This window comes from Paenibacillus oryzisoli (assembly GCF_001653565.1).
Taxonomy (GTDB): domain Bacteria; phylum Bacillota; class Bacilli; order Paenibacillales; family NBRC-103111; genus Paenibacillus_E; species Paenibacillus_E oryzisoli.
The window spans coordinates 387,876-408,471 of record NZ_LYPB01000049.1; the positions used below are offsets into that span (position 1 = coordinate 387,876).

Here is a 20,596-nt window from a genome sequence, read left to right on the forward strand (position 1 = left end):
TACTTGGTACGATTTTAGCTAACAAAAAAGGCTGCATTTAGGTTGAGCTCCTAAAATCGCAGCCTTCTCATATTTTATGCGGAACGGGTTACCGTTTCAAGTTTACTTCTGGCTAGCAACAATCGCTTGTTCCAAATCATAAATAATATCTTCAATCGCTTCTGTTCCAACGGATAAACGAATAAGTCCTGGGGACACACCAGCGGATGTCTGTTCCTGCTCATTCAATTGTGAGTGTGTGGTACTTGCAGGATGAATGATTAATGATTTGGAATCACCCACATTGGCCAAATGGGAGAACAGCTCTACAGCGTGAATCAGCTTCTTGCCCGCTTCGATGCCGCCTTTGATACCGAAGCTTAGAATCGCACCTTGCCCTTTCGGCAAATACTTCTTAGCTAAGGAATAGGACGGGTGACTTTCAAGTCCTGCATAGCTTACCCACTCCACAGACTCATGAGCTTCTAAATATTGAGCTACTTTCAACGCATTGGAGCTATGACGCTCAAGACGAAGATGCAACGTTTCTAAGCCTTGCAATAATAAGAATGAACTATTCGGAGATAGGGATGCTCCCAAATCTCGCAATAATTGCACGCGTGCCTTAATAATGTAAGCAATCGAACCGACGGCTTCCGTGTAAACAACACCATTATAACTCGGGTCTGGTGTCGTCAAACCTGGGAATTTGCCACTTGCAGCCCAGTCGAATTTCCCACCGTCTACAATAACCCCACCAATGGTCGTACCGTGACCACCGATAAACTTCGTCGCGGAGTGCACCACAATATCAGCGCCGTGCTCGATCGGTCTAAGCAGATATGGACTTGGGAATGTATTATCAACGATAAGTGGAATACCATTCTCATGCGCAATCGCCGCTACAGCTTCAATATCCAAGACATCCCCCTTGGGATTTCCAATGGATTCTGCATAGATGGCTTTCGTTTTGTCCGTGATCGCTGCACGGAAATTATCGGGATTACTGGCATCTACAAACTTCACTTTAATTCCTAATTTAGGCAACGTGTTTGCAAATAAATTGTATGTACCACCATATAAGGCGGATGCGGATACGATTTCATCACCCACTTCGGCAATGTTCAGAATCGAAAATGTGATGGCTGCTTGTCCAGACGCTACAGCAAGTGCTGCTGGCGCACCTTCTAGTGCAGCAATACGTTGTTCAAATACATCTGTCGTTGGGTTCATAATTCGTGTATAAATATTGCCAAATTCCTTCAGAGCAAATAAATTCGCAGCATGATCGGTGTCGTTGAAAACATAGGATGTTGTTTGGTAAATAGGTACCGCGCGTGAATTAGTCGTGGGGTCAACCTTTTGACCTGCGTGAATCGCTAGTGTTTCTGGTAAATGCTTACGTTCCGAATTTGACATGAACTTGCCTCCTAGAATAATAGATGTATGAATAAAACGTCTAGAATAAATCTTATAATACCCACTGGAATAGTATACTATAATTCTAATGGGAAATTGTACCTACTGTCAATATATCATACGAGTTAGGCATTTTGGGAGAAAACCTAAAATTTCAAGCTATACGATAGAGAAAATAGCCTGAATTATATCTAATCCAGGCTACTTAAACCAATTTCATTTCATAATTTGGAAATCGCATATACATTCAGATTAGCATATTCCGCAATGAGAGGGGCCATCTGACGAAATCCAATCTTTCCGCCGAACAGCGGTTTCCCAAACGTCTCACCGTCATCAACCCAATGAAAAATAGTCAGGTCATTTATAACGAATACAATTTCACGCCCCCATTTTACTAATTTCATTCGGTATGGCCCCTTTGCATCCACTACAGATGGGATTGGATCTCCACCCTGCGAAACCAAATGAAAGCCATGGCTTTTGCGCAGATTGCACGTATGGAAATTCCGCTCTTCTTCTTCCTTGCGTCTGAAGTACGAAACATGAAAAGCATTGATATCTCCATGGTGATATTGTTCATACATGCCAGTTCTTACTGAAAGCTGGTTGTCAAACATATCTTCACCTTCCATGCCTTTCGCGGCAAAAAACAATATGCAAAGACCCGGCTCGCGAATCGGCCAAAAATCCCAAGTGATCGCGATGTTGTCTGGAAATTCAACCGGACTCCAATAAACAAAATTAGATTTTTGCCCCAGCCCTGCGTCAAGCTTGTTTTCCATTCGCATGCGATTCATCGGAAAACTGACAACGGCTTCCCCTTCCATCTTGAAATCCCGAACATCTTGTTCTTCCGCCAAAGGATTATGATAAATTAGCTTCTCTAGTGAGAAGATTTCATTCCAATTCATGCCCTACATCCCTCCTCCCAATAAGCGAATAAGCCGGCTCCAATCTCCACCTAGTTCTTTCCAAAACCATGAGCGTTGCTGCTCTGGAAGCAACGATGGCGGAATTCTGGAATCCCATGGCATTCGCGAGAATGGCCTCGGGTTCAATTTGGCAGCTTGAGGCTGAAATGGCATCACTTTCAACTTACACCCTGTTTCATCAAGTGCAACTTCCGGATTTCCATAGTCGATAACCCAACGAATAGCTTCTTCTTGATGCTCTTTTATTACATGCAGAAAGTCAGGATTATCCGCCAAATCAACAAGTTCATGCGGATCGCTCAGGAGATGATACAGTTCCTCATATCCCCCGTTCTGATAAAAGAGATATTTCCACTCTTTGCTGCGGACATGGAGCATATAGTTAGGTGACACATAGAATTCAGAACAGACGACATTTCGCCGAACCGAGGAAGGTTCCTCGAGCAGTGCCAATAGATCCAAACCAGACCTGCCATCGTACTTGCCCTTTTCACTTGTCCGATTAACGAGAGTAGGAAATATATCAAGCAGGGTCGTCAATTCCTCACAGCGGGTACCTGGATGAATGACACCCGGCCACCAGGCCAGCATCGGGATGTGCAAGCTGCCTTCGTGCCCTAAGTTTTTGAACCATAACCGATGGTCGCCAAGCAGTTCCCCGTGATCGGATGTGAAGATAACCAGGGTATTGTCAGCCAAGCCTTCTTCCTCCAACGTTCCCATAATTCGACCTATTTGTTCATCAATAAACGTAATATTAGCATAATAATAAGCCCTGTTAGTAAGAATTGCATGTTCTGAGTATAGATCAGCTTCCATCGCTAGACGATGCGAAGCCAAATAAGGATTTTTCGATGTTCCATCCTTGTCTGACACCCAAGGTCTAGGCATTTCTTCTGGTGCATACAAATCCGTCAAGTGCGCAGGACAATCGAAAGGAGCATGAGGTTTGACGAACGATGTCCATAAGAAAAATGGCTTGTTCGCAGGTCTCTCCGTTTTGAGCCATTCTACCGTTCGATCTCCACACCATTGAGTAATATGAAGCTCTTTGGGCAGGCCATTCACAAGCGGCTTCAGTTCGTTATAACCAATCTCGGGAGGCTTCTCCCATCCCCAAGCATCGTTCTCCATCAGAAAGCGGTCATAATCATCAAACCGAATGTCCGCTATGCTTCCGGCTGTACGTACGCCTCTCATTTCTTCTGATAAAATAAGATGATCCATCCCATATGTTTGCTCTTCTGGCGTAAAATGCATCTTCCCAATCGCCTGATTATGATACCCAGCCTTGGACAAATAAGCAGCAATCGATTCATCGGCAGAAGTGACAGGTGCAGATTCGTTATTGAACACATTCGTCTTTCCGGCAGCATACCCTGTCATCGTACAGGCTCTGGCAGGAGCACAAAGCGGACAAGGGGTAATCGCGTTTTCGAAGACAGCTCCTTCCTGCGCCAATCGATCCAAATGCGGCGTTTGAATCGTTTCGTTTCCGTATGCCCCTAAAGTATCCCATCGTTGCTGGTCCGTAAAGATGAGAAGTAGATTTGGTTGTTTCTTCATGTAACTGGCATCTCAGGTAACGATTCGAATGCTGGCACGTCAACCATATACAAGTTACCATATCCCGACATATCACTCGTAAACAGCACATGCTTGCCGTCAGGGCTTAGTCTCGGATGGACATGAAGATTTTGCGAATGAAAACTTCCCCTGTGCTTGCATAATATACGCGGACCTTTAAATCCGGCACCATCATTGCGCCATACCTGAATCGTATCTTGAAATTGCTGCCCATGATAGGCACTTGTTTGCTGACCGTCACCGATAACAAGAGATAGGTCATTAGAATGAACATGCATATTTTGAAAAGGAAACTCGTACTGTTCAACATGACTGTTGTCAAACAGGACAGCCCCGATAATTTTACCGGAATGATCCTCAAGCGAATTCGTAAATCCGTGATAACCGATATGAATGCCGTCTGACAGCCAATATTCATGGCCAACATATTCATTCGGCATTTTGTCCTTCACCTTCCAAACTTCTCCGGTAGCGATATCCAGCACCCAAATTCGATGATCAATCTGTTCCCAAGGGCCTTCATGGCAGAATGTTAACAGATGAGCTTGCGTTGGCGAAGTATTGACGTGGCCAATCCACAACTGGTCTTCATGAAACTTTTTTACTGTCCCATCGATCGGGGAAACACCCATGATCATACTGTGCGGCTTCGCACGGAAATATTCCTCAAAACCCAAGTAACCATTCTTGGTATCCATCGCAATACTTTGCGTTAAATCCTTGTTCAGTCCAAAACTTACCCACTGCCCATCAGCGGTGCAACTCAAGCTGCCAAATTTATACCCTTGAGGGATGGTATAGAGAATTCTTTCTTCCGTCGTTACCAGATTGATTGCCATAATGGCATTGTCATAGTAGAAGTAAGCCTCATATCCTTCTGGATGCAGGAAGGTCCCTTGAATCCGGGATTCACGGCCTCGTTCCAAATCCGTTAATTGAGTTATCACGCCTTCATGCAGATCCAAACTGTACAGATTGGTAACATTCTCTCGATCAGATCCAAAGATTAATTTCCCATCGCCATAGAATCCATTATTGGTGAAATAAATATGGTGACTATGCGAACAGTGGTTGGTTAACTGAGTCACAGTAACGCCTGTTATCCTATCTCTATAACTGCTCATTTCCGAAGGCCAAACCGTTCCTTTACCGCCTCTGGATCTTGCTATTATCATCGCTATCGCTCCTTTAGTAAGGTTATTAAATTCAATTGGAATCGTTGAGAGAAAAAGCCCAGCCCTATGCAGCGACTGGACCTTATCCTCTAAAAAGCAGGTTTATTCACTTGCTTATTTAGCCTTACTTGCAGCGAAAGCTTCGCTTATTTCTTTCGTATAGTCATCGCCACCGCTCTTTTTCCACAAATCCATTTCGGCTTTGTAGCCAGCTTCATCAATTTTCCCAACAATAAATTTAATTCTTGCATCTTCTACCATTTGATCCATTTGCGCACCTTTTTGTGTATAAGTTGCCGTTGTAAAAGGTTCTCCTGGATTCGTAACAATGATTTTCTCATTTGCCTTTTGTACTTCAATCGATTTCGTACGAAGTGGTGTAGATGGCTTGAACATATCAAGTATAATGTACGGAATCGAAGATAAGAGCTGAGTCATATTCTTGTTGTTAATATCTGGGGCCATTGGGTCAGTCGGAACGATAAGATTAACCACTTTACCATCTTCCACTTTATAATGAACGCCTTCAAGGCCAAAGTTGAGTAATGCTTGCATTTCTTTATCATTGGTCTTATCCAAGAAAGTAAGTACTTTCTTCAGATCCGCTTCTGTTTTAACATTAGATTTCGAGATAAGAAACATGCCGTTGTGTCCAGCTGTCGGTTGATTATGAAGACCGGTAGGGCCGCTTACAGCTCCAATTAAATCTATACTGCCCTTAGGATTAACTTGTTTCATTTTCTCTTCAATTTGATAGGAACGTTCTGTAACGTCAACCGCCACACCCGCTTGTCCGTTAATAATCGGATCATTCCATTTCGCCGAATCATATACAGCAAAATCTTGATTGATTAATTTCTCGTCATATAATTTTTTGAAAAACTTGAGTGCATCCATATATTCCGGAGTCAAATGAGCGGGTATCAGCTTGCCATCTTTCTCAGCCCATTTATTCGGAGCACCGAACCAAGTTTGCATAATATCAAAAGGTCCCGCATATTTGGTTATAACCATGCCATACGTATCATTTTTGCCGTTTTGATCCGGATCATTGTTGGCAAATGCCTTTAACATCGCGTAAAATTCATCGATCGTCTTCGGTTCCTTCATGCCTAAATTATCAAGCCAGTCCTTACGGTAGCTGATCCCCATCCGTCCGATCGGGCGGGATACGTATAGACCATAGTATTTACCATTTACCGACGTATTGTTAAGAACAGTTGGGTTCGCTTGTTTAAGATTCGGATAATCTTTTAGGTAAGGGCCAATTTCCCAGAAAGCTCCTCCTTTGATTGCGTTGGCAACCGCAGGCAATTTCGCATTGTTGACAAATAGAAGAGAAGGAATTGAACCGGAAGCAAGCGTTATGTTCAGTTTATCGTTATAGCTTGCATCAGGAACAAATTGAAAATCCAGCTTCGTGTTCGTATATTCTTCTAATTTTTTCCATACTTTACTTTCCGGAGTAGCTGTATCATTGTAATAGCTCTTCAGCATAATACTAATTGGCAATGGCTTTTCTACGGCTGCCGTCGTTGCTCCTGCGGTGGCCTTAGCCTTGTCTGTCGCTTGGGAGCTGTCAGTACCCGAACTGCACCCCGCAATCACCGTAACTGCTAATAACGCGCTAGTTGTTGCAATCAATGGTTTTTTCTTTTTATCCCAATTCATATTCTTTTGCCTCCCTTTGTTAGATCGAATATTGTTTTGTATATGATGAAGCAAGCACCTGTCGTCAATACCTTACCGGTCTTAAACCGATGCTGCGACAATCCGAAAATAATCCCTTCACATCGAAAATAGCTAACCTTTTACCGCACCAATTAAAACCCCTTTAGCAAAATACTTTTGAATAAATGGGTAAACTATTAAAATCGGTAATGTCCCAACAACGATAATTGCCATTTTAATCGATTGATCCGGAGGTTTTACGTAAGTAGGATCATAAGTTCCCATTTCTAGCGAGCCTGTTGCCATGAGTACAATTTGCCGTAATAGTACCTGCATCGGCCACTTCTTGGCGTCTGATAAATAAATCAGTGCATGAAAGAAATCGTTCCAATGTGCAACCGCGTAGAAAAGAGCGAAAGTTGCGATAACTGGTTTAGAAAGCGGTAGAACAATTCGCCACAGCACACCAATATCGTTACACCCATCAATTCGGGCCGATTCTATCAGTTCATTAGGAATTTCCTGAAAAAATGATTTAATAACAATCAAATTAAAGGCGTTGATCGCAACAGGCAGCATAACAGCCCAGTAGGTGTTCAACAGCCCTAAGCTTTTAACAACTAGATAAGTAGGAATGATGCCGCCGCTAAACACCATCGTGAAGATGATTAGGTTCATGAAGACATTTCGGCCAATCATATGTCTCCGCGATAACGCATAGGCCATCGTAAAGGTAAAAAATAGATTGACAAGCGTACCCCCAACCGTAATAAATACGGATACTCCCAAACTTCGTGGTAACGTATTATCTTTAAAAACGAATTTATAGGCATCCCATGTGATGTCTTTGGGAATAAGGAAAAAGGATCTGCTCCCTATCTCGAGATCACTTGCGAACGATCCCGCCACGATATACATGACCGGAAGGATCATGACTAGCGCGACGATAGCAAGAAACAAATAATTGGCGATATCAAATAATTTTTCGCCTACAGACAAATGACGTGTGTTCATCGTACTCTCCTCCTCAGCGCTTCGCGATAGCAAAACTGACTTCGTAAACATGTGCTACTATCAGAATATGCCGGAATGTCCAGCCCTTTTGGCTAAATAATTCGTTGTAAAAACAAGAATGACTCCGATAATGGCTTTAAATAGCCCTACTGCCGCGCTGTAGCTGAACGCGCCTTGAATGATCCCCGCTGTGTAAACATACGTGTCAAACACCTCAGCGACCGATCTGTTTAAAGGATTAATCATCAATAATACTTGTTCAAATCCACGGTCCATAAAGTGACCCATTCGTAGAATCAGCACGACAATGATCGTTCCTTGAATAGCTGGCAGTGTAATGTGCCACAGCTGGCGAAATCGATTTGCTCCATCGACGATGGCCGCTTCATATTGCTCTTGATCTACCCCCGCAAGCGCTGCTAGGAAAATGATCGTTCCCCAACCCATCTCTTTCCAAATACTCTGTGTAATAATCATGGAACGAAACCAACTTTCACTCGTTAGAAAGTCGACTTTATGACCGAATAGCTTCAGCATCAATTCATTGATGACGCCACCTTCTGTCGTCAGAAGAAGATAAGAAATACTCGCAACGATAACCATCGAAATAAAATGCGGGATATAAATTAGCGATTGAATAAAACGTTTATAAAAAGATTTGCGAACTTCGTTTAGCAAGATCGCAAGGATGATAGGTGCTGGGAAGAAAAACACCATATCGTACAAGCCAAGCAGAAGCGTGTTGCGTATCAATTTGAAGAAGACAGGATCTTGAAAAAATTGTTTGAAATTATCGAGCCCGACCCACTCGCTTTTCATAAAACCGACATAAGGTTGATAATTTTTGAAGGCTAGCAGGATCCCCCACATTGGAACATATTTAAAAATAATAAAGTAAGCTAGTCCAGGTAGAACCAACAGCAGCAAATATTTATCTCGTATCACTTTAGCTATTAACGTACTTCGCTTGGAAGTTCTAACGGATGGGACAGGCACGATGTGTTGTTCAGCATCTGAAGTTTTGATCATGTTCTCACTCCCTCGCAATTCAAATTGTAACTTGTGGCTCTCTATGTCCCACACTATAAGATTCAAAAATTTCTGACAATAACACTTTTTTGAAATCGTTTTCTCCAAAATAGTATGAATTCAGAAAGAAAGTATTATTCCTTAACCCATTTATACGTAAGCAGCGAAGATAGGAACACCAACGCAAGGCCCTGACCCCACCCTTGTATTCGCTGATGGGCAACCCCTATATAGCCGTCAGCATCTTTCATCACAGCCGTTCCTGCCGATACGTCCAATACGGTACCGTTATTCGATATTTTCGATAACAGGGCAGGCATTGCCTTCTGAATAAATGCATTATACATAGGGGCACCAATGGCTTCGTTATATCGGATTAATCCAGCGGCAAGACCCGCCGAGCCTGATGTTTCCTCATAAGCAGTCGGATCATTCAATACGGTATGCCAGAGACCATGAATGGATTGAAGCCGAACGATGCTGCTCAGTTGATCTCGTAGTGAATCGTATATTTTCATATAAGATGGATGTGTGACTTCTACAATATGAAGAGCTTCCGCCATCGTGTATGCCGCCCAGGCATTCCCTCGTGCCCAATACACCGCAGACATGTTATTCTGGGCGATATGATCCCAACCGTGAGCATACAGATTCGTATCAGGATCCTGCAAGAAGCGCTCGTGAGCATGGTACTGCAATAAACCATCCTCTAGCCAATCGTTTCTACGAAGCAATGTACCGATTCGGATAAGAAAATATCCAGCCATAAACATCGTATCGACCCAAGCCTGCTGCGGGAAATCGTAGTTTTGCGATACCGTATGCTGAAACACGCCATTCGCAAAGCGAACAGCATCGGTTCGCAAGAATTCCGCCATTTGGACGGCTACTTCCAGATACCTATCCTCTTTGGTCTGCTCGTAAAGTGTTAATAGCGTATGACCGATGGATACCGCGTTGACCGTTAAATCAGGTATACCGTCCTCCAATTGCTCATCAATCCACATTTGCAATTGATTCAAATACTTCACTTCTCCTGTAGCCAGATAAGCTTGTCCTACTCCGTAGAAAGCGACTCCAGCGGGCCAATCCCATGTCATATCCATCTGAAAAGTTCTTGTTACAACCCGATCGATAGCTTGTTTAATATCCGTTTCATTGAACATTACATATTTCAGAAAAATTCCTCCCCGAACATCTAAAATGGCCTGTTTAACCCCGCATCATTGCGCCGGTTGGCTGCATAGGCTGCCCCATCTCATCGTGCTCCTCTCCAAATTCAATTTGTAACCTGGTCCGCTTGGTTCAAGACTAATCTCTGCTGAAATTTCCTTCAACAACACTTTTTTAGTTCCAGCGATGACGGGAATTCTCACTTTTTTTACAGAAATAAGACTTTTTTTCAGTCGTAGTATACAAAAAAACCGCCATTACTTGGCGGCTTGTGAGTACAATGCTATTACTTTCGGTATAAATCCCGATATTGGCTTGGTGTTATACTTTCTTGTTTCTTAAAGATCCGGTTAAAATAACTTGGCTGATAGCCAACCTTCTCGGCGATGTCATTGATTTTCAAATCCGTTTGACTCAACAGATCCTTCGCCTTATCAATGCGCAGTTCGGTTAAATAGTCGATAAAGTTTTTACCATTAACCTGTTTGAACGCTTTGCTTAACGCAACCGTATTCGTCCCTGCATGATCGGCACAACTGTCTAGCGATATTTCCTTCATATAATTGTTCTGCAAATAAATCATCGCAGTTTCTACGGTCTTTTTCACTTGCGAGTCGGAGCGCGATTCCAGTTCGAGCATGCAAGGGCTCACGACTTTGTCATGAAACCAAGCGATCATTTTCTGCTGATCTCCGATTTGCATCAGTTGCTCGTACAAATTCGCCGATTTAAACATATGGTTTAGATCCAGACCCGCAAGTCGAATAGCATGCAAGATACTCCCAAGCAGTTGGAGCGCTCCCTGGTGAATATCAATCATTGTAGCACCGCGTTCAATCAGCTCTTCAATGAAGGTCTGAATAAGCTGTTTCGCCTCATCTTTCTGGGATGTACGAAGCGCTTGAATGATTTCTCGTTCGAGTGCAAAAGGATAATGAATCTCCTGATTCTCTTTATCCTGCTCATCCAAGGACTCCAAATCGATAATTTGATTCCGATTCTCGAAGCGACGTCTGCTGGTTGCTTGCATGGCTTCCTCAAATCGGGAAGGAACATGAATGACAGATAAGGCAGTACCACCAATTGTAACCGAGACGTACACATTAAGCACATGATGTATGGCTTGAGTCAGTTCCTGACTAAAGGTTCTGAATGCTTCTTTTAAATCGGTTTCGCTTTCATCCGGAACGATTAGGAGGAGACCCACCGATAAATCTTGGAAATTCATCACTTCCGCTTGCTCGAAACGGCTTGCCGCGAGCTCCTTTGTAATATTCGCAGCAACGAAGGTGACAAGACCTTCATCGCCAGAAGAGAAGCGTCCTTCCAAGTTTTCAAATCCGCTCAAATGGATGTACAGCACGGCGTAATGCCGATTATCCACCGACCAGCCGAAATTGCGCATCCTCTCAAGAAGAGCCTGCTCGGAATATGAATAGAGATACCCATGAACTAGTTGAAGCAGGAAGCCCTCCTTGAGATGAGGAAGTTGCTGTTCGAGCTTATTCTGAAGCGTCATGCTCTCTCTAGTCAGGTGCAGCCATTCTTTCTCAATTATTTTAAAGTCATCGTGATGTTCGTTCCCTGACCCCGTTATAGCTGTATTTCCCGTCAGCATGCGAACTAGCTGGGCGATAGGCGTATAGATGCGTCGTGAAGCTACCCAAGATAACACGATTGCGAGAAGCAGCATCGCGATGCTCAAAGTCAAAACTAGTTTAGAAATAATAACAACTGGTTTGGTAATCGCGCTAATGGGCGATGCGGTTACATACTTCCAATCGGTACCAATGCGTGGCATCGTCCCAAAGGATACCGTATAGGTCGTTTGATTCCAATCAAATAGGAATGATCCTGATTTGGTCTTGTTGGCAAGAACCTCACTCTTAATGGCTTCTTCCAGTTGCGACGCTGAAGGTTGCCCTGAGCTAGATAGAAGTTGCTCGCCATTCTCATCCAACAAGAACGTCCCCCCATCGTCATAAGGGGCCAACGTTTGCAGTAATTTGACGACCTTCTTCGTTTCGATCGTGACAACAATGATACCGAAGGGCCTCTCATCGGTTTCAGGTATTTTTATCATTAAAGATAAAGGTTTATCACTTGGAGAATCCGATTCGGGCGTAATCTCTGACCAGAACACGTTCTTATCATGTGCGAACAATTTCCTATACCCGTCGATCTGCGCAGCATCCGTTAATGCCTCATATTGCGGATGAAATCGTACAGGAGCTGCCCCTTCCAAATACAACTCAGTTTTAATAGCCAGTGGATTGGCACCTTTCATATTGGCTAAAGTCTGTGTAATGTTGCGAGCAATCTCAAAATCGCGCGATAGACTTAAACTCGCTAATGAGTAACTGAAATTGGGATCGAATGCCCAATGAAGTACCGACGTTTCCAAGTAAGAGAACTGCTCGTCTATATTGGCTGCTCTCAGTTGAATCTGCTTATTGTGCATTTGAAGGAGATCGTTTTCAAGTTCTCCTCCTGCCAGCCAATTCATTAAACCTCCAAAGACAAGTCCAGGAATACTGGAAATGAGGAGAATCATAATCCAATTATTTCGAAAGCGCCTACTTCTATACACGAAATCATTTCCCCCTTATGTAAATATTCCAAAGTTGCTTGACCACGACATTTTAACCTATCCTTTACCATGATAACGCTCTTTCCTTAGATATGTCCATTAACTCATGATCATCTGCATAACCTTCTACCATTTGATATTCGTTATTATCTCGTCTCAAACGGGGTGAGAATTGCGCAGTTCGGCAGGCGCGATATACAAAAAAGCCCGCGCTAAGCGCGAGCCTTCTTACATAACCACTATAGTACTTTGGACAAAAACGACTTCGTACGTTCCTGCGTAGGTGCCTCAAAAATTTGTTGCGGGTTACCTTCCTCGACAATAACACCCTGCTCCATGAACATGACACGATCGCCAACTTCACGCGCGAATCCCATTTCATGCGTAACGACAACCATTGTCATGCCTTCTTTGGCCAATTGCTTCATCACCGCTAGCACTTCGCCTACCATCTCAGGATCAAGCGCCGATGTCGGTTCATCGAACAACATGATTTTCGGCTCCATCGCAAGTGCACGTGCAATCGCAACACGCTGCGCCTGTCCACCTGATAAAGAATCCGGAAGCGCGTTTGCTTTATCAGCGAGTCCAACCTTAGCCAATAGCTCCAGGGCTTTCTTCCTTGCTTTATCCTCCGGCCATTTCCTTACCTGGAGCGGCGCAAGCATAATATTATCAATAACCTTCATATGCGGGAATAGATGAAACCGCTGAAAAACCATACCTAGTTCCATGCGGATCTCATTAATTTTGTTCGTAGGGTCCATGAGATTGCGACCATCGATCGTGATCGTTCCACCATTGGGCTGCTCCAGCAAGTTCAAGCATCTCAAGAACGTAGATTTCCCTGAACCGGAAGGGCCAATCACAACCAGCACCTCCTGGTGCCGAATTTCCGTACTGATGTCCCGGAGAACAACGTTATCTCCGAACGCTTTTTTCAGGTTCTTTACTTCAATTAAAGCAGTCATGTTATACTCTCCTTTCGATATAGCCAAGAAGCTTGCTAAGAGAGTAAGTAAGAATGAAATAAATAAGTGCAGCTGTCAAATACGGCTCCCACACTTTGAAATACTGGCTTCGCATCGCATTCGACCAATACATCAACTCCGGCGCCGCGATAATCGCGAACAACGAGGAATCCTTGATAAGCACAATAAATTCATTCCCGAAAGGTGGAATCATGCGTTTAATCGCTTGCGGTAAGATAACTGATTTCATCGTTTGGAAGTGCGTCATACCCAGTGAATGCGCGGCTTCCGTCTGACCTTTATCAATCGATTGAATACCTGCACGGAAAATCTCTGCCATATATCCTGCGGAATTCAACGACAACGCTACTATGGAAGCGATAATCGGATTCGTAGATCCTAAGAATAAGGGCACTACGCCAAAGTGAACAAGCAGGATTTGAACCAACAACGGGGTGCCGCGGAAGAAGTTAACATATATACTTGTCGGCCACCTTAGATAGCCGCGGCGTGACATTTTACCTAAACCAACTGCAAGACCCAATACAGACCCGAAACAGATGGATAGAATGGAAATACCAATCGTCCATAGCGTACCTTTCAGCAGCAAAGGGACATAATCAAGTATGATATCAAAGCGAAAATCCATTCCACACGTCCTTTCTATTCATTATTTTGCTACTCATAGAAGAAAAGCATGCGTAAGGTTAAGTCACGCATGCCCTTGAACTTTTATTTTTGGTCGAGCAATTTTTTCGTATCAGGCTCTTGACCGAACCATTTTTTGTACACAGTCGCATACTTGCCGTTCTCAATTACTTTCTTAATTGCTGGATCCAGCTTTGCTTTCAGATCGCTGCCTTTAGGAAGCAAGATACCGTAGTACTCGGATTCGAAGTTTTTCGCGTCAGCAATCGAAACGAATTTTTTGTTTGGATTATTTTTAACATACTCACGAATAATAGCAATATCCGCAACAACCGCGTCAACACCGTTACTTTCAAGTTCCATTAGGGCAAGCGTGTTATTATCCATACGTTTCAGGGACTTGTTATCTCCACCCATGATTTTCGTCATAAGCGTATCGGCCGTAGTCGAAATTTGAACCGCTACTTTCTTGTCTTTCAAATCAAGCGCACTTTTGATCGGGCTGCCTTCTTTAACAAGAATCATGTTCGTTGATTCGAAATAAGGAGCTGAATAATCATACGTTTGTTTGCGCTCATCCGTAATGGATACGCTAGAAATACCTGCTTGATATTCTTTGCCTTGTTGAACACTCGTCAGCATCGTATCCCAACCCGTGTTAGTAACGCTATAAGATAGTCCCGCTTCTTTCATTACTTCAGCTAGGAAGTCAATATCGAAACCGGCCACCTTATCTTTATCCATATATTCCATCGGTGCATATGCTGCATCTGTTGCAAATTTAATTTTGGTACCACCACTATCCTTCGCGCCACAACCTGCCATTGTCAAAACTAAAGCTGCTGCTACTACAGAAATTATTAACTTTTTCATCATTTTTCCCCCGTTCTATGTAATGGACGAATCATATATTAACACTTGGTCAATAAAATAACAATACTTTTATACTTAAAAAAGGCTAGGAAATTGCAGGAAGTGTGATTTATTCTTCATTTTCAGTTTCATGCACAGATAGCTTAGACGGTTTTGTCATTTTGCATAATACAAAAAACGCTCAGGTCCATTGACCCAAGCGCTCGAGCTTGCTGATTCATCCCTCTTACATCATTTTAAGTATCGCTTCTCGTCCTGTCATCCCAGCTACAATGCCCAGGTCCTCCGCCGTATAGGTTACTGATTCAAGCGGTGCTTCCAATAGCTCCTCGATCGTTCGAACCCCGGTAGCACGTGCCGCTACAATATTCCTGTCACTTAATCGCTCGTTGAGCAGCGCCACATCGAGGGCTCCACACATAATGTAACCTTTATCCGTTGTCACCACTAGCAAGGTCGTTTTCGGCAATTTAACCTCTATCGCGATTGCTGTATGTCCTTCAAGAAGAATGGGTTCTACGCGCATCATGCTCTGCACAGCTCCTCTTCGCAGTCTTACGGTAGTATATGCGCCTGTGGCTAATACGGTGTGAGGTCACTGTAAAGATTCTGTGTGATTTTCTATTCATAACCTCATTAAAGCTCTCCGCTCAGCTTGAGGTCTGCATACTTGACAAACGCCTACAACTCTTCCTTGTTCGTCAGAATAGAAACTTAGCTTTCTTTCCTTTTTACGGCAAAACGAACACATCTGTTTGTTCACTTTGGATACTTTCTTCCCGTAAAGGGACATTTGAATAATCTTCGTCGTCTCAACCTTATTTCTAATTTTGAAAGTGAGTTTATACACCAAAAGAAGCACACTTAGTAGGAGGATAACAAGTACAATCCATTTCATAGCGCAACCTTCCTTCTTAATATTCGTTCAAGTTGACTGGAGTTGGTAATCGGACGTAAATTGGCTTACAAATCATTCATATTCCTTTTCTGCTTCTTTGAGAATGAGTTCTGTTCTGCCTCGATCCATTTTAAACTCAATTCTTTTCTCGCTGTATAAATATTTATAGCGGTACCTCCGAAATAACGATTTATTTTCTCTGCTCGAAATCGAGGCTACATTTGCTTATGATATCATGATATAGTTAGGTTGAGTGCGATTTCAGTGCAGTAAGGAGGCTATGATGAACCCACGGGATCCAAACACAAGTCCGAAGAATGGACATCTATTCACCGTAGAGATTTTAATTGAAGATGGAACCAATGGCCTGGCAATGGAAAAGCTACTTCATTTATTAAATGTAGACACGGTCAAAGACTACCAAATTCTTAAAGGCATACAGCTAGGCCAACTTATTGAATTAAATAAGAAGCAAGGAATCCCCAGTTCCTTACATACAAATAAAAAGCCTGTCGTTCCTACGCCTACTGTTGCTGCCAGAACGAGTCATTCTGAAGCCGCCAATCACATTGTTGATCAGCTAGAGAGTTTCAAAACGAACAATACCTTGATTCGTTTGACGGTGATCAAAGCGCAAGGTATTAAACTGAACCTCCCTTGTCGCATCCTCAATTTCGACGCGAGCAGCCAGAATGTGACTGTCTATCATGTGGATGAAAAGAAGGTCTACCTCTTTAAGTTAAATGAAATCGATGATTATGTAGCCTCAAATTAAAAATAAAGGTACCCTTGCAAACAATCTGCTTGGGTACCTTTTTCTATTCGCTTGATGCCGCTGCAACAGATATGCCGTGTCTTAGCATGTGCTCAAGCTCTATACGATCGACAGGAGGACTAAACCAATAGCCCTGGACTTCATAACATCGATTCTGATATAAGAATTCCAACTGCTCTTCGGTCTCTACACCTTCCGCAATAACCTTCAAATTTAAATGGTGCGTCATAGCTATAATGGTCGCGACAATAGCAGCATCATTCGGATCTACCATAATATCGCGAACGAAGGAGCGGTCAATCTTCAGCTTATCAATCGGAAATTTCTTCAAATAATATAGCGAGCTATACCCTGTTCCGAAATCGTCGATGCTCACATTCACACCAAGTTCTTTTAATTCAAGAAGTGATTGAATCGCATGATCTACATCCATCGTCATACTTTCGGTAATTTCCAATTCCAAATATTGCGGTTCAAGTTCTGTCTGTTCAAGCACACGACTTATTTTACCTATCAGGTTATGCTGGAAAAACTGTCTCATTGATAAGTTAACGGAAATCGGAATAGGGGCATACCCTTCGGTCTGCCATGTTTTATTTTGTTTACAAGCTGCGCGGAGCACCCACTCGCCAATAGGTACGATCAATCCACTTTCTTCCGCTAATGGGATAAAATGTGTAGGCATGACCATCCCCTTATCTGGGTGATTCCACCGAATTAATGCTTCCACACCTACAATGCGCCCCGATCCGATGTCCACCTGCGGTTGATAGTACAGTTCGAATTCTTCATGGGCTAACGCTCTGCGCAGCTCATTCTCCATCCTCAAACGATTAAGAGATACAGATTTCATGTCCGAATTGAAAATCTGAAAATCGTTTCTGCCCTTCTCTTTGGCTCTGGCTAAGGCGATATCCGCGTATTTCATCAATTCGTCGGCCTCATCCGTATCATCAGAGGAAATAGCGACGCCAATGCTTGCCGTGACGTGCAGTTCATATTGTTCAAGGAGGAAGGACTTCTCCAAGACACGATTAATTTCGGCAATGACTGTCATCACATCGTTCGCATCTTCCACATTGGAATAGAAAAAGGCAAATTCGTCACCTTCCGTACGTGCCAAGAAATCTTCTGCGGTCAAACAACGTGTGAACCGTTCTGCGAGTTGCAACAGAAGCATGTTGCCATAGTCATGCCCAAAGCTATCGTTTACAAGTTTGAAGCGATCAATGTCCAAATAAAACACTGCAACCTTATGTCCATCTTCTTTGCACAGACGAAGCCGTTCGTTCAAATGATCTTTAAATAACCGGCGATTCGGAAGTCCCGTCATATCATCGTAATAGGCCATATATCGGACTTGCTCATCACCACGTTTACGTTCGGTAATGTCCTGACAAATCAATATGTTCCCTTTGGCATGGTGATGAATGTCGACAGGAACCGCTGTTACATGCAGATCGACGCGATACCCCCGCTGATGCAGCACCGCCGTATCAAACGTATACGGAACGCCATTGCGGCTTTGCTGCAACTGCCGCTTGGTAAGCTCTAACTGTTCTTCCGTTACAATGTTCGTAAAAGGTTGATGTAACAATTCTGCTACCGGGTATCCCAGAATCGATTCAACCGCTTGATTCATACGAATGAATTTGCCCTCATCATTGAAAATCCCAATCGCATTGGGGTTATGTTCAAATAGCGAATCCAGTACACTCAGATACGCATGATCTCTCGGGAGTTCCTTAGAGATCTGCGCTTGAGGCAGCGATTGCTTAGGACGCAATATATACAGCAACGCGAATGCACCCAAGAGACAAATCCATGGGGCGTACGGCTTTACGAAAATGCTAGCGCATATGGCTACGACGACATATACACCAATATAGAGCCGATTGTTCACGAATTCGCCCCCTTCTAGACTTCTATGTTCAATTGAAAAGCCTTCATTGATTCCGATCTTGGCTTCCAAATGATGTTAATTGACTTCGCGTATATTTCCAATCTTTGTTTACTTTCGACAACGGTCGTGCCATTTCCTGCTAACTGGTCATGAAATGCGAAAAAGAGCCAGATTTCTCCGGCTCATTTTGCTAATTTATTTTAAAAGCTGCAATGGCTAGCAAAATCCAACCGACTAGAAAGCTCAATCCACCTAGCGGTGTTATAGGTCCAAATACTTTAATGCCCGTCAAGCTTAATCCATACAAACTGCCAGAGAACAAGATAATTCCAATGAAGATTGCCCATCCTGAGGCATTCACCAGTGAAGTGTTTCCTAGCTTGTCCGCGAGCAGTGCGATCACAAGTAAAGCAACCGCATGAATCATGTGATAATGAACGCCTGTTTGAAACACATCGATCTTATCTGGAATTTTCGCTTTTAGAATATGGGCACCAAACGCACCTAACGCGACAGATAGGAAAGCATTCAGGCTTCCGAGAATTAAAAACAATTTCATCATAAGACTACATTTCCTTTCCTTGCTGTGATGAACTACTCGACTTCACCAATATCATGTTGACCTACAATTAATCGAACTGGCTCTAAGAAAACTCGCGTAACCGTAGGCTGCTCGATTAAATTCACTTCAATATCTTCAATCTTATAACGAATTGTCTTGCCTTCACGCTTGTCATAAACAACATCAAACTGCTTTAAACCTAGCTGGTGAATCAGAACGGAAGAACCAATCGAGACAGCGTTGGATTCATATTCTCCATGTTCAAATACTACCTCGGACATAATTTCATCATTCATATCGACAATCGTAACGTACTGGCAAAATTGGTATCTCATCGTAAAAACTCCCCCTTGGATTGGATGTGTTTAGGTATATGTACCCATTCGCCAAAAAACGTCGATATTCCTGCTATTTTTTATAATTCCCCATCATGTTCACATAAAATCCAATAAATAGATGACAATCGGTATCGTAAACATGCTGAATAATGTCGAAGTAAACACCGCTTGGGAAGAAAACTCTGCCTCATTCTCATACTCAATGGCAAGGAGTACACTGCTTAATGAAGTAGGAACTGCGCAGGACAGAACCAACGCCTTCGCGGTCAGGCCTTCAATCCCCAACATCCACACAACCAGAAAGCCTAACAGCGGACCGATCGCCAATCGCAACATATTCGACAACAAGACATTCGAGAACTGAAACGTCCATTTCATAGCGCCAAGCTGTACGCCTAACGTCAATAGCGCCGTTGCCATAAAGGCATTTGCAATATAGTTCAAAGGAATGTTGATCGAAGATGGTACCGGCACATGATAATAACGCAATAAGAGTGCTATTGGAATGGCATATATGACGGGTAAAGAAAGAATCGTTTTCATGGTTGCTTTCCAACTAGCCTTATGTGCGTTTAACGTGTATATCCCGTAAGTATTAGGGATGAGCGTCTGCATAATCATAATAACAATCTGGATAGCGAGTGTATAGGCGTTGCCACCGAATACAGTTTGATTCAGCGGCAGCGCATAATTCGCACTATTATAGAAGATAACGCTATTCCGCATGGCGATCCGCATACCGCGCTGCAACTTCTGTATGCGGATAATCACTTCAATAGTTGCAAATAGAAGGCTGAAGAAAATGACAAAAAACAAGAGTACCTGCATGAGAATCGAGAGACTCATTTCGGATTCATATAGCTTTACAAAAACCAGCGCTGGTGAAAACACATAGAAATTGAGCTTGGAGAGCGTTCGAATATCAAGCTGAAAGGCCCGATACATGGTCACGCCCACCGCGATCATGATACAGATCGGAACAATATTATTGATTAAGATATACGCGAAATAATTCATTACCTAGCCTCAATTCATCGAGAATCCCCATGATGCTCC

18 protein-coding genes are annotated in these 20,596 nt (G+C 43.1%); 1 reads left to right on the top strand and 17 read right to left on the bottom strand.

The features are described 5' to 3' along the window. Window positions 1–102 precede the first annotated feature (102 nt). The 13 genes from A8708_RS07665 to A8708_RS07725 all read right to left on the bottom strand — a co-directional run bounded on the left by A8708_RS07665 (window position 103) and on the right by A8708_RS07725 (window position 15,593). The gene (locus A8708_RS07665) at window positions 103–1,398 is read right to left on the bottom strand and encodes a homocysteine synthase (protein ID WP_068662896.1); all 1,296 of its coding nucleotides are present in this window, start codon (window positions 1,396–1,398) and stop codon (window positions 103–105) included. A 221-nt stretch (window positions 1,399–1,619) separates the two neighbouring features. Beyond that, complete coding sequence (locus A8708_RS07670) at window positions 1,620–2,312, bottom strand: DUF1961 family protein (RefSeq protein ID WP_068662897.1); 693 nt, start codon at window positions 2,310–2,312, stop codon at window positions 1,620–1,622. A gap of 3 nt (window positions 2,313–2,315) precedes the next feature. Continuing rightward, the gene (locus A8708_RS07675; RefSeq protein WP_068662898.1) at window positions 2,316–3,899 is read right to left on the bottom strand and encodes a sulfatase family protein; all 1,584 of its coding nucleotides are present in this window, start codon (window positions 3,897–3,899) and stop codon (window positions 2,316–2,318) included. Next, window positions 3,896–5,095 carry an oligogalacturonate lyase family protein gene (locus tag A8708_RS07680; protein WP_068662899.1) on the bottom strand — a complete coding sequence of 400 codons (1,200 nt, stop codon included), beginning with the start codon at window positions 5,093–5,095 and terminating at the stop codon, window positions 3,896–3,898. Before A8708_RS07680 ends, A8708_RS07675 begins: the two co-directional genes overlap by 4 nt. A 114-nt stretch (window positions 5,096–5,209) precedes the next feature. Next, window positions 5,210–6,766 carry an extracellular solute-binding protein gene (locus A8708_RS07685; protein WP_068662900.1) on the bottom strand — a complete coding sequence of 519 codons (1,557 nt, stop codon included), beginning with the start codon at window positions 6,764–6,766 and terminating at the stop codon, window positions 5,210–5,212. Between the two features lie 132 nt (window positions 6,767–6,898). Beyond that, on the bottom strand, window positions 6,899–7,780 hold the full coding sequence (locus A8708_RS07690) for a carbohydrate ABC transporter permease (RefSeq protein ID WP_068662901.1): 882 nt from the start codon (window positions 7,778–7,780) through the stop codon (window positions 6,899–6,901). A gap of 60 nt (window positions 7,781–7,840) precedes the next feature. Further along, window positions 7,841–8,809: an ABC transporter permease gene (locus A8708_RS07695; protein WP_068662902.1), complete on the bottom strand. Its 969-nt coding sequence runs from the start codon at window positions 8,807–8,809 to the stop codon at window positions 7,841–7,843. 134 nt (window positions 8,810–8,943) lie between these two features. After that, complete coding sequence (locus A8708_RS07700; protein ID WP_068662903.1) at window positions 8,944–9,975, bottom strand: glycoside hydrolase family 88/105 protein; 1,032 nt, start codon at window positions 9,973–9,975, stop codon at window positions 8,944–8,946. 293 nt (window positions 9,976–10,268) lie between these two features. Further along, entirely contained in the window at window positions 10,269–12,572 is a 2,304-nt protein-coding gene (locus tag A8708_RS07705; RefSeq protein ID WP_082927327.1) for a helix-turn-helix domain-containing protein, read from the bottom strand. Window positions 12,573–12,811: 239 nt separating this feature from the next. Further along, the gene (locus tag A8708_RS07710) at window positions 12,812–13,543 is read right to left on the bottom strand and encodes an amino acid ABC transporter ATP-binding protein (RefSeq protein WP_068662904.1); all 732 of its coding nucleotides are present in this window, start codon (window positions 13,541–13,543) and stop codon (window positions 12,812–12,814) included. 1 nt (window position 13,544) lies between these two features. Further along, window positions 13,545–14,192: an amino acid ABC transporter permease gene (locus A8708_RS07715; RefSeq protein WP_068662905.1), complete on the bottom strand. Its 648-nt coding sequence runs from the start codon at window positions 14,190–14,192 to the stop codon at window positions 13,545–13,547. A gap of 83 nt (window positions 14,193–14,275) precedes the next feature. After that, complete coding sequence (locus A8708_RS07720; RefSeq protein WP_068662906.1) at window positions 14,276–15,067, bottom strand: basic amino acid ABC transporter substrate-binding protein; 792 nt, start codon at window positions 15,065–15,067, stop codon at window positions 14,276–14,278. A gap of 223 nt (window positions 15,068–15,290) precedes the next feature. Beyond that, the gene (locus tag A8708_RS07725) at window positions 15,291–15,593 is read right to left on the bottom strand and encodes a YunC family protein (RefSeq protein ID WP_056624253.1); all 303 of its coding nucleotides are present in this window, start codon (window positions 15,591–15,593) and stop codon (window positions 15,291–15,293) included. A 652-nt stretch (window positions 15,594–16,245) separates the two neighbouring features. Between A8708_RS07725 and A8708_RS07735 the strand changes: the two genes are divergently transcribed. Continuing rightward, window positions 16,246–16,737: a hypothetical protein gene (locus tag A8708_RS07735; RefSeq protein ID WP_068662908.1), complete on the top strand. Its 492-nt coding sequence runs from the start codon at window positions 16,246–16,248 to the stop codon at window positions 16,735–16,737. A gap of 43 nt (window positions 16,738–16,780) precedes the next feature. Here A8708_RS07735 and A8708_RS07740 read toward each other — a convergent pair whose 3' ends face one another. The 4 genes from A8708_RS07740 to A8708_RS07755 all read right to left on the bottom strand — a co-directional run bounded on the left by A8708_RS07740 (window position 16,781) and on the right by A8708_RS07755 (window position 20,557). Continuing rightward, window positions 16,781–18,640, bottom strand: a complete 1,860-nt coding sequence (locus A8708_RS07740) for a putative bifunctional diguanylate cyclase/phosphodiesterase (protein WP_068662909.1) — start codon at window positions 18,638–18,640, stop codon at window positions 16,781–16,783. Window positions 18,641–18,830: 190 nt separating this feature from the next. After that, a complete protein-coding gene (locus A8708_RS07745; RefSeq protein WP_068663030.1) occupies window positions 18,831–19,199 on the bottom strand; it encodes a DUF423 domain-containing protein in 369 nt (122 codons plus the stop codon). 35 nt (window positions 19,200–19,234) lie between these two features. Then, window positions 19,235–19,537 carry a hypothetical protein gene (locus tag A8708_RS07750; protein WP_068662910.1) on the bottom strand — a complete coding sequence of 101 codons (303 nt, stop codon included), beginning with the start codon at window positions 19,535–19,537 and terminating at the stop codon, window positions 19,235–19,237. A gap of 99 nt (window positions 19,538–19,636) precedes the next feature. Further along, complete coding sequence (locus A8708_RS07755; RefSeq protein WP_068662911.1) at window positions 19,637–20,557, bottom strand: AEC family transporter; 921 nt, start codon at window positions 20,555–20,557, stop codon at window positions 19,637–19,639. Window positions 20,558–20,596: the final 39 nt, after the last annotated feature.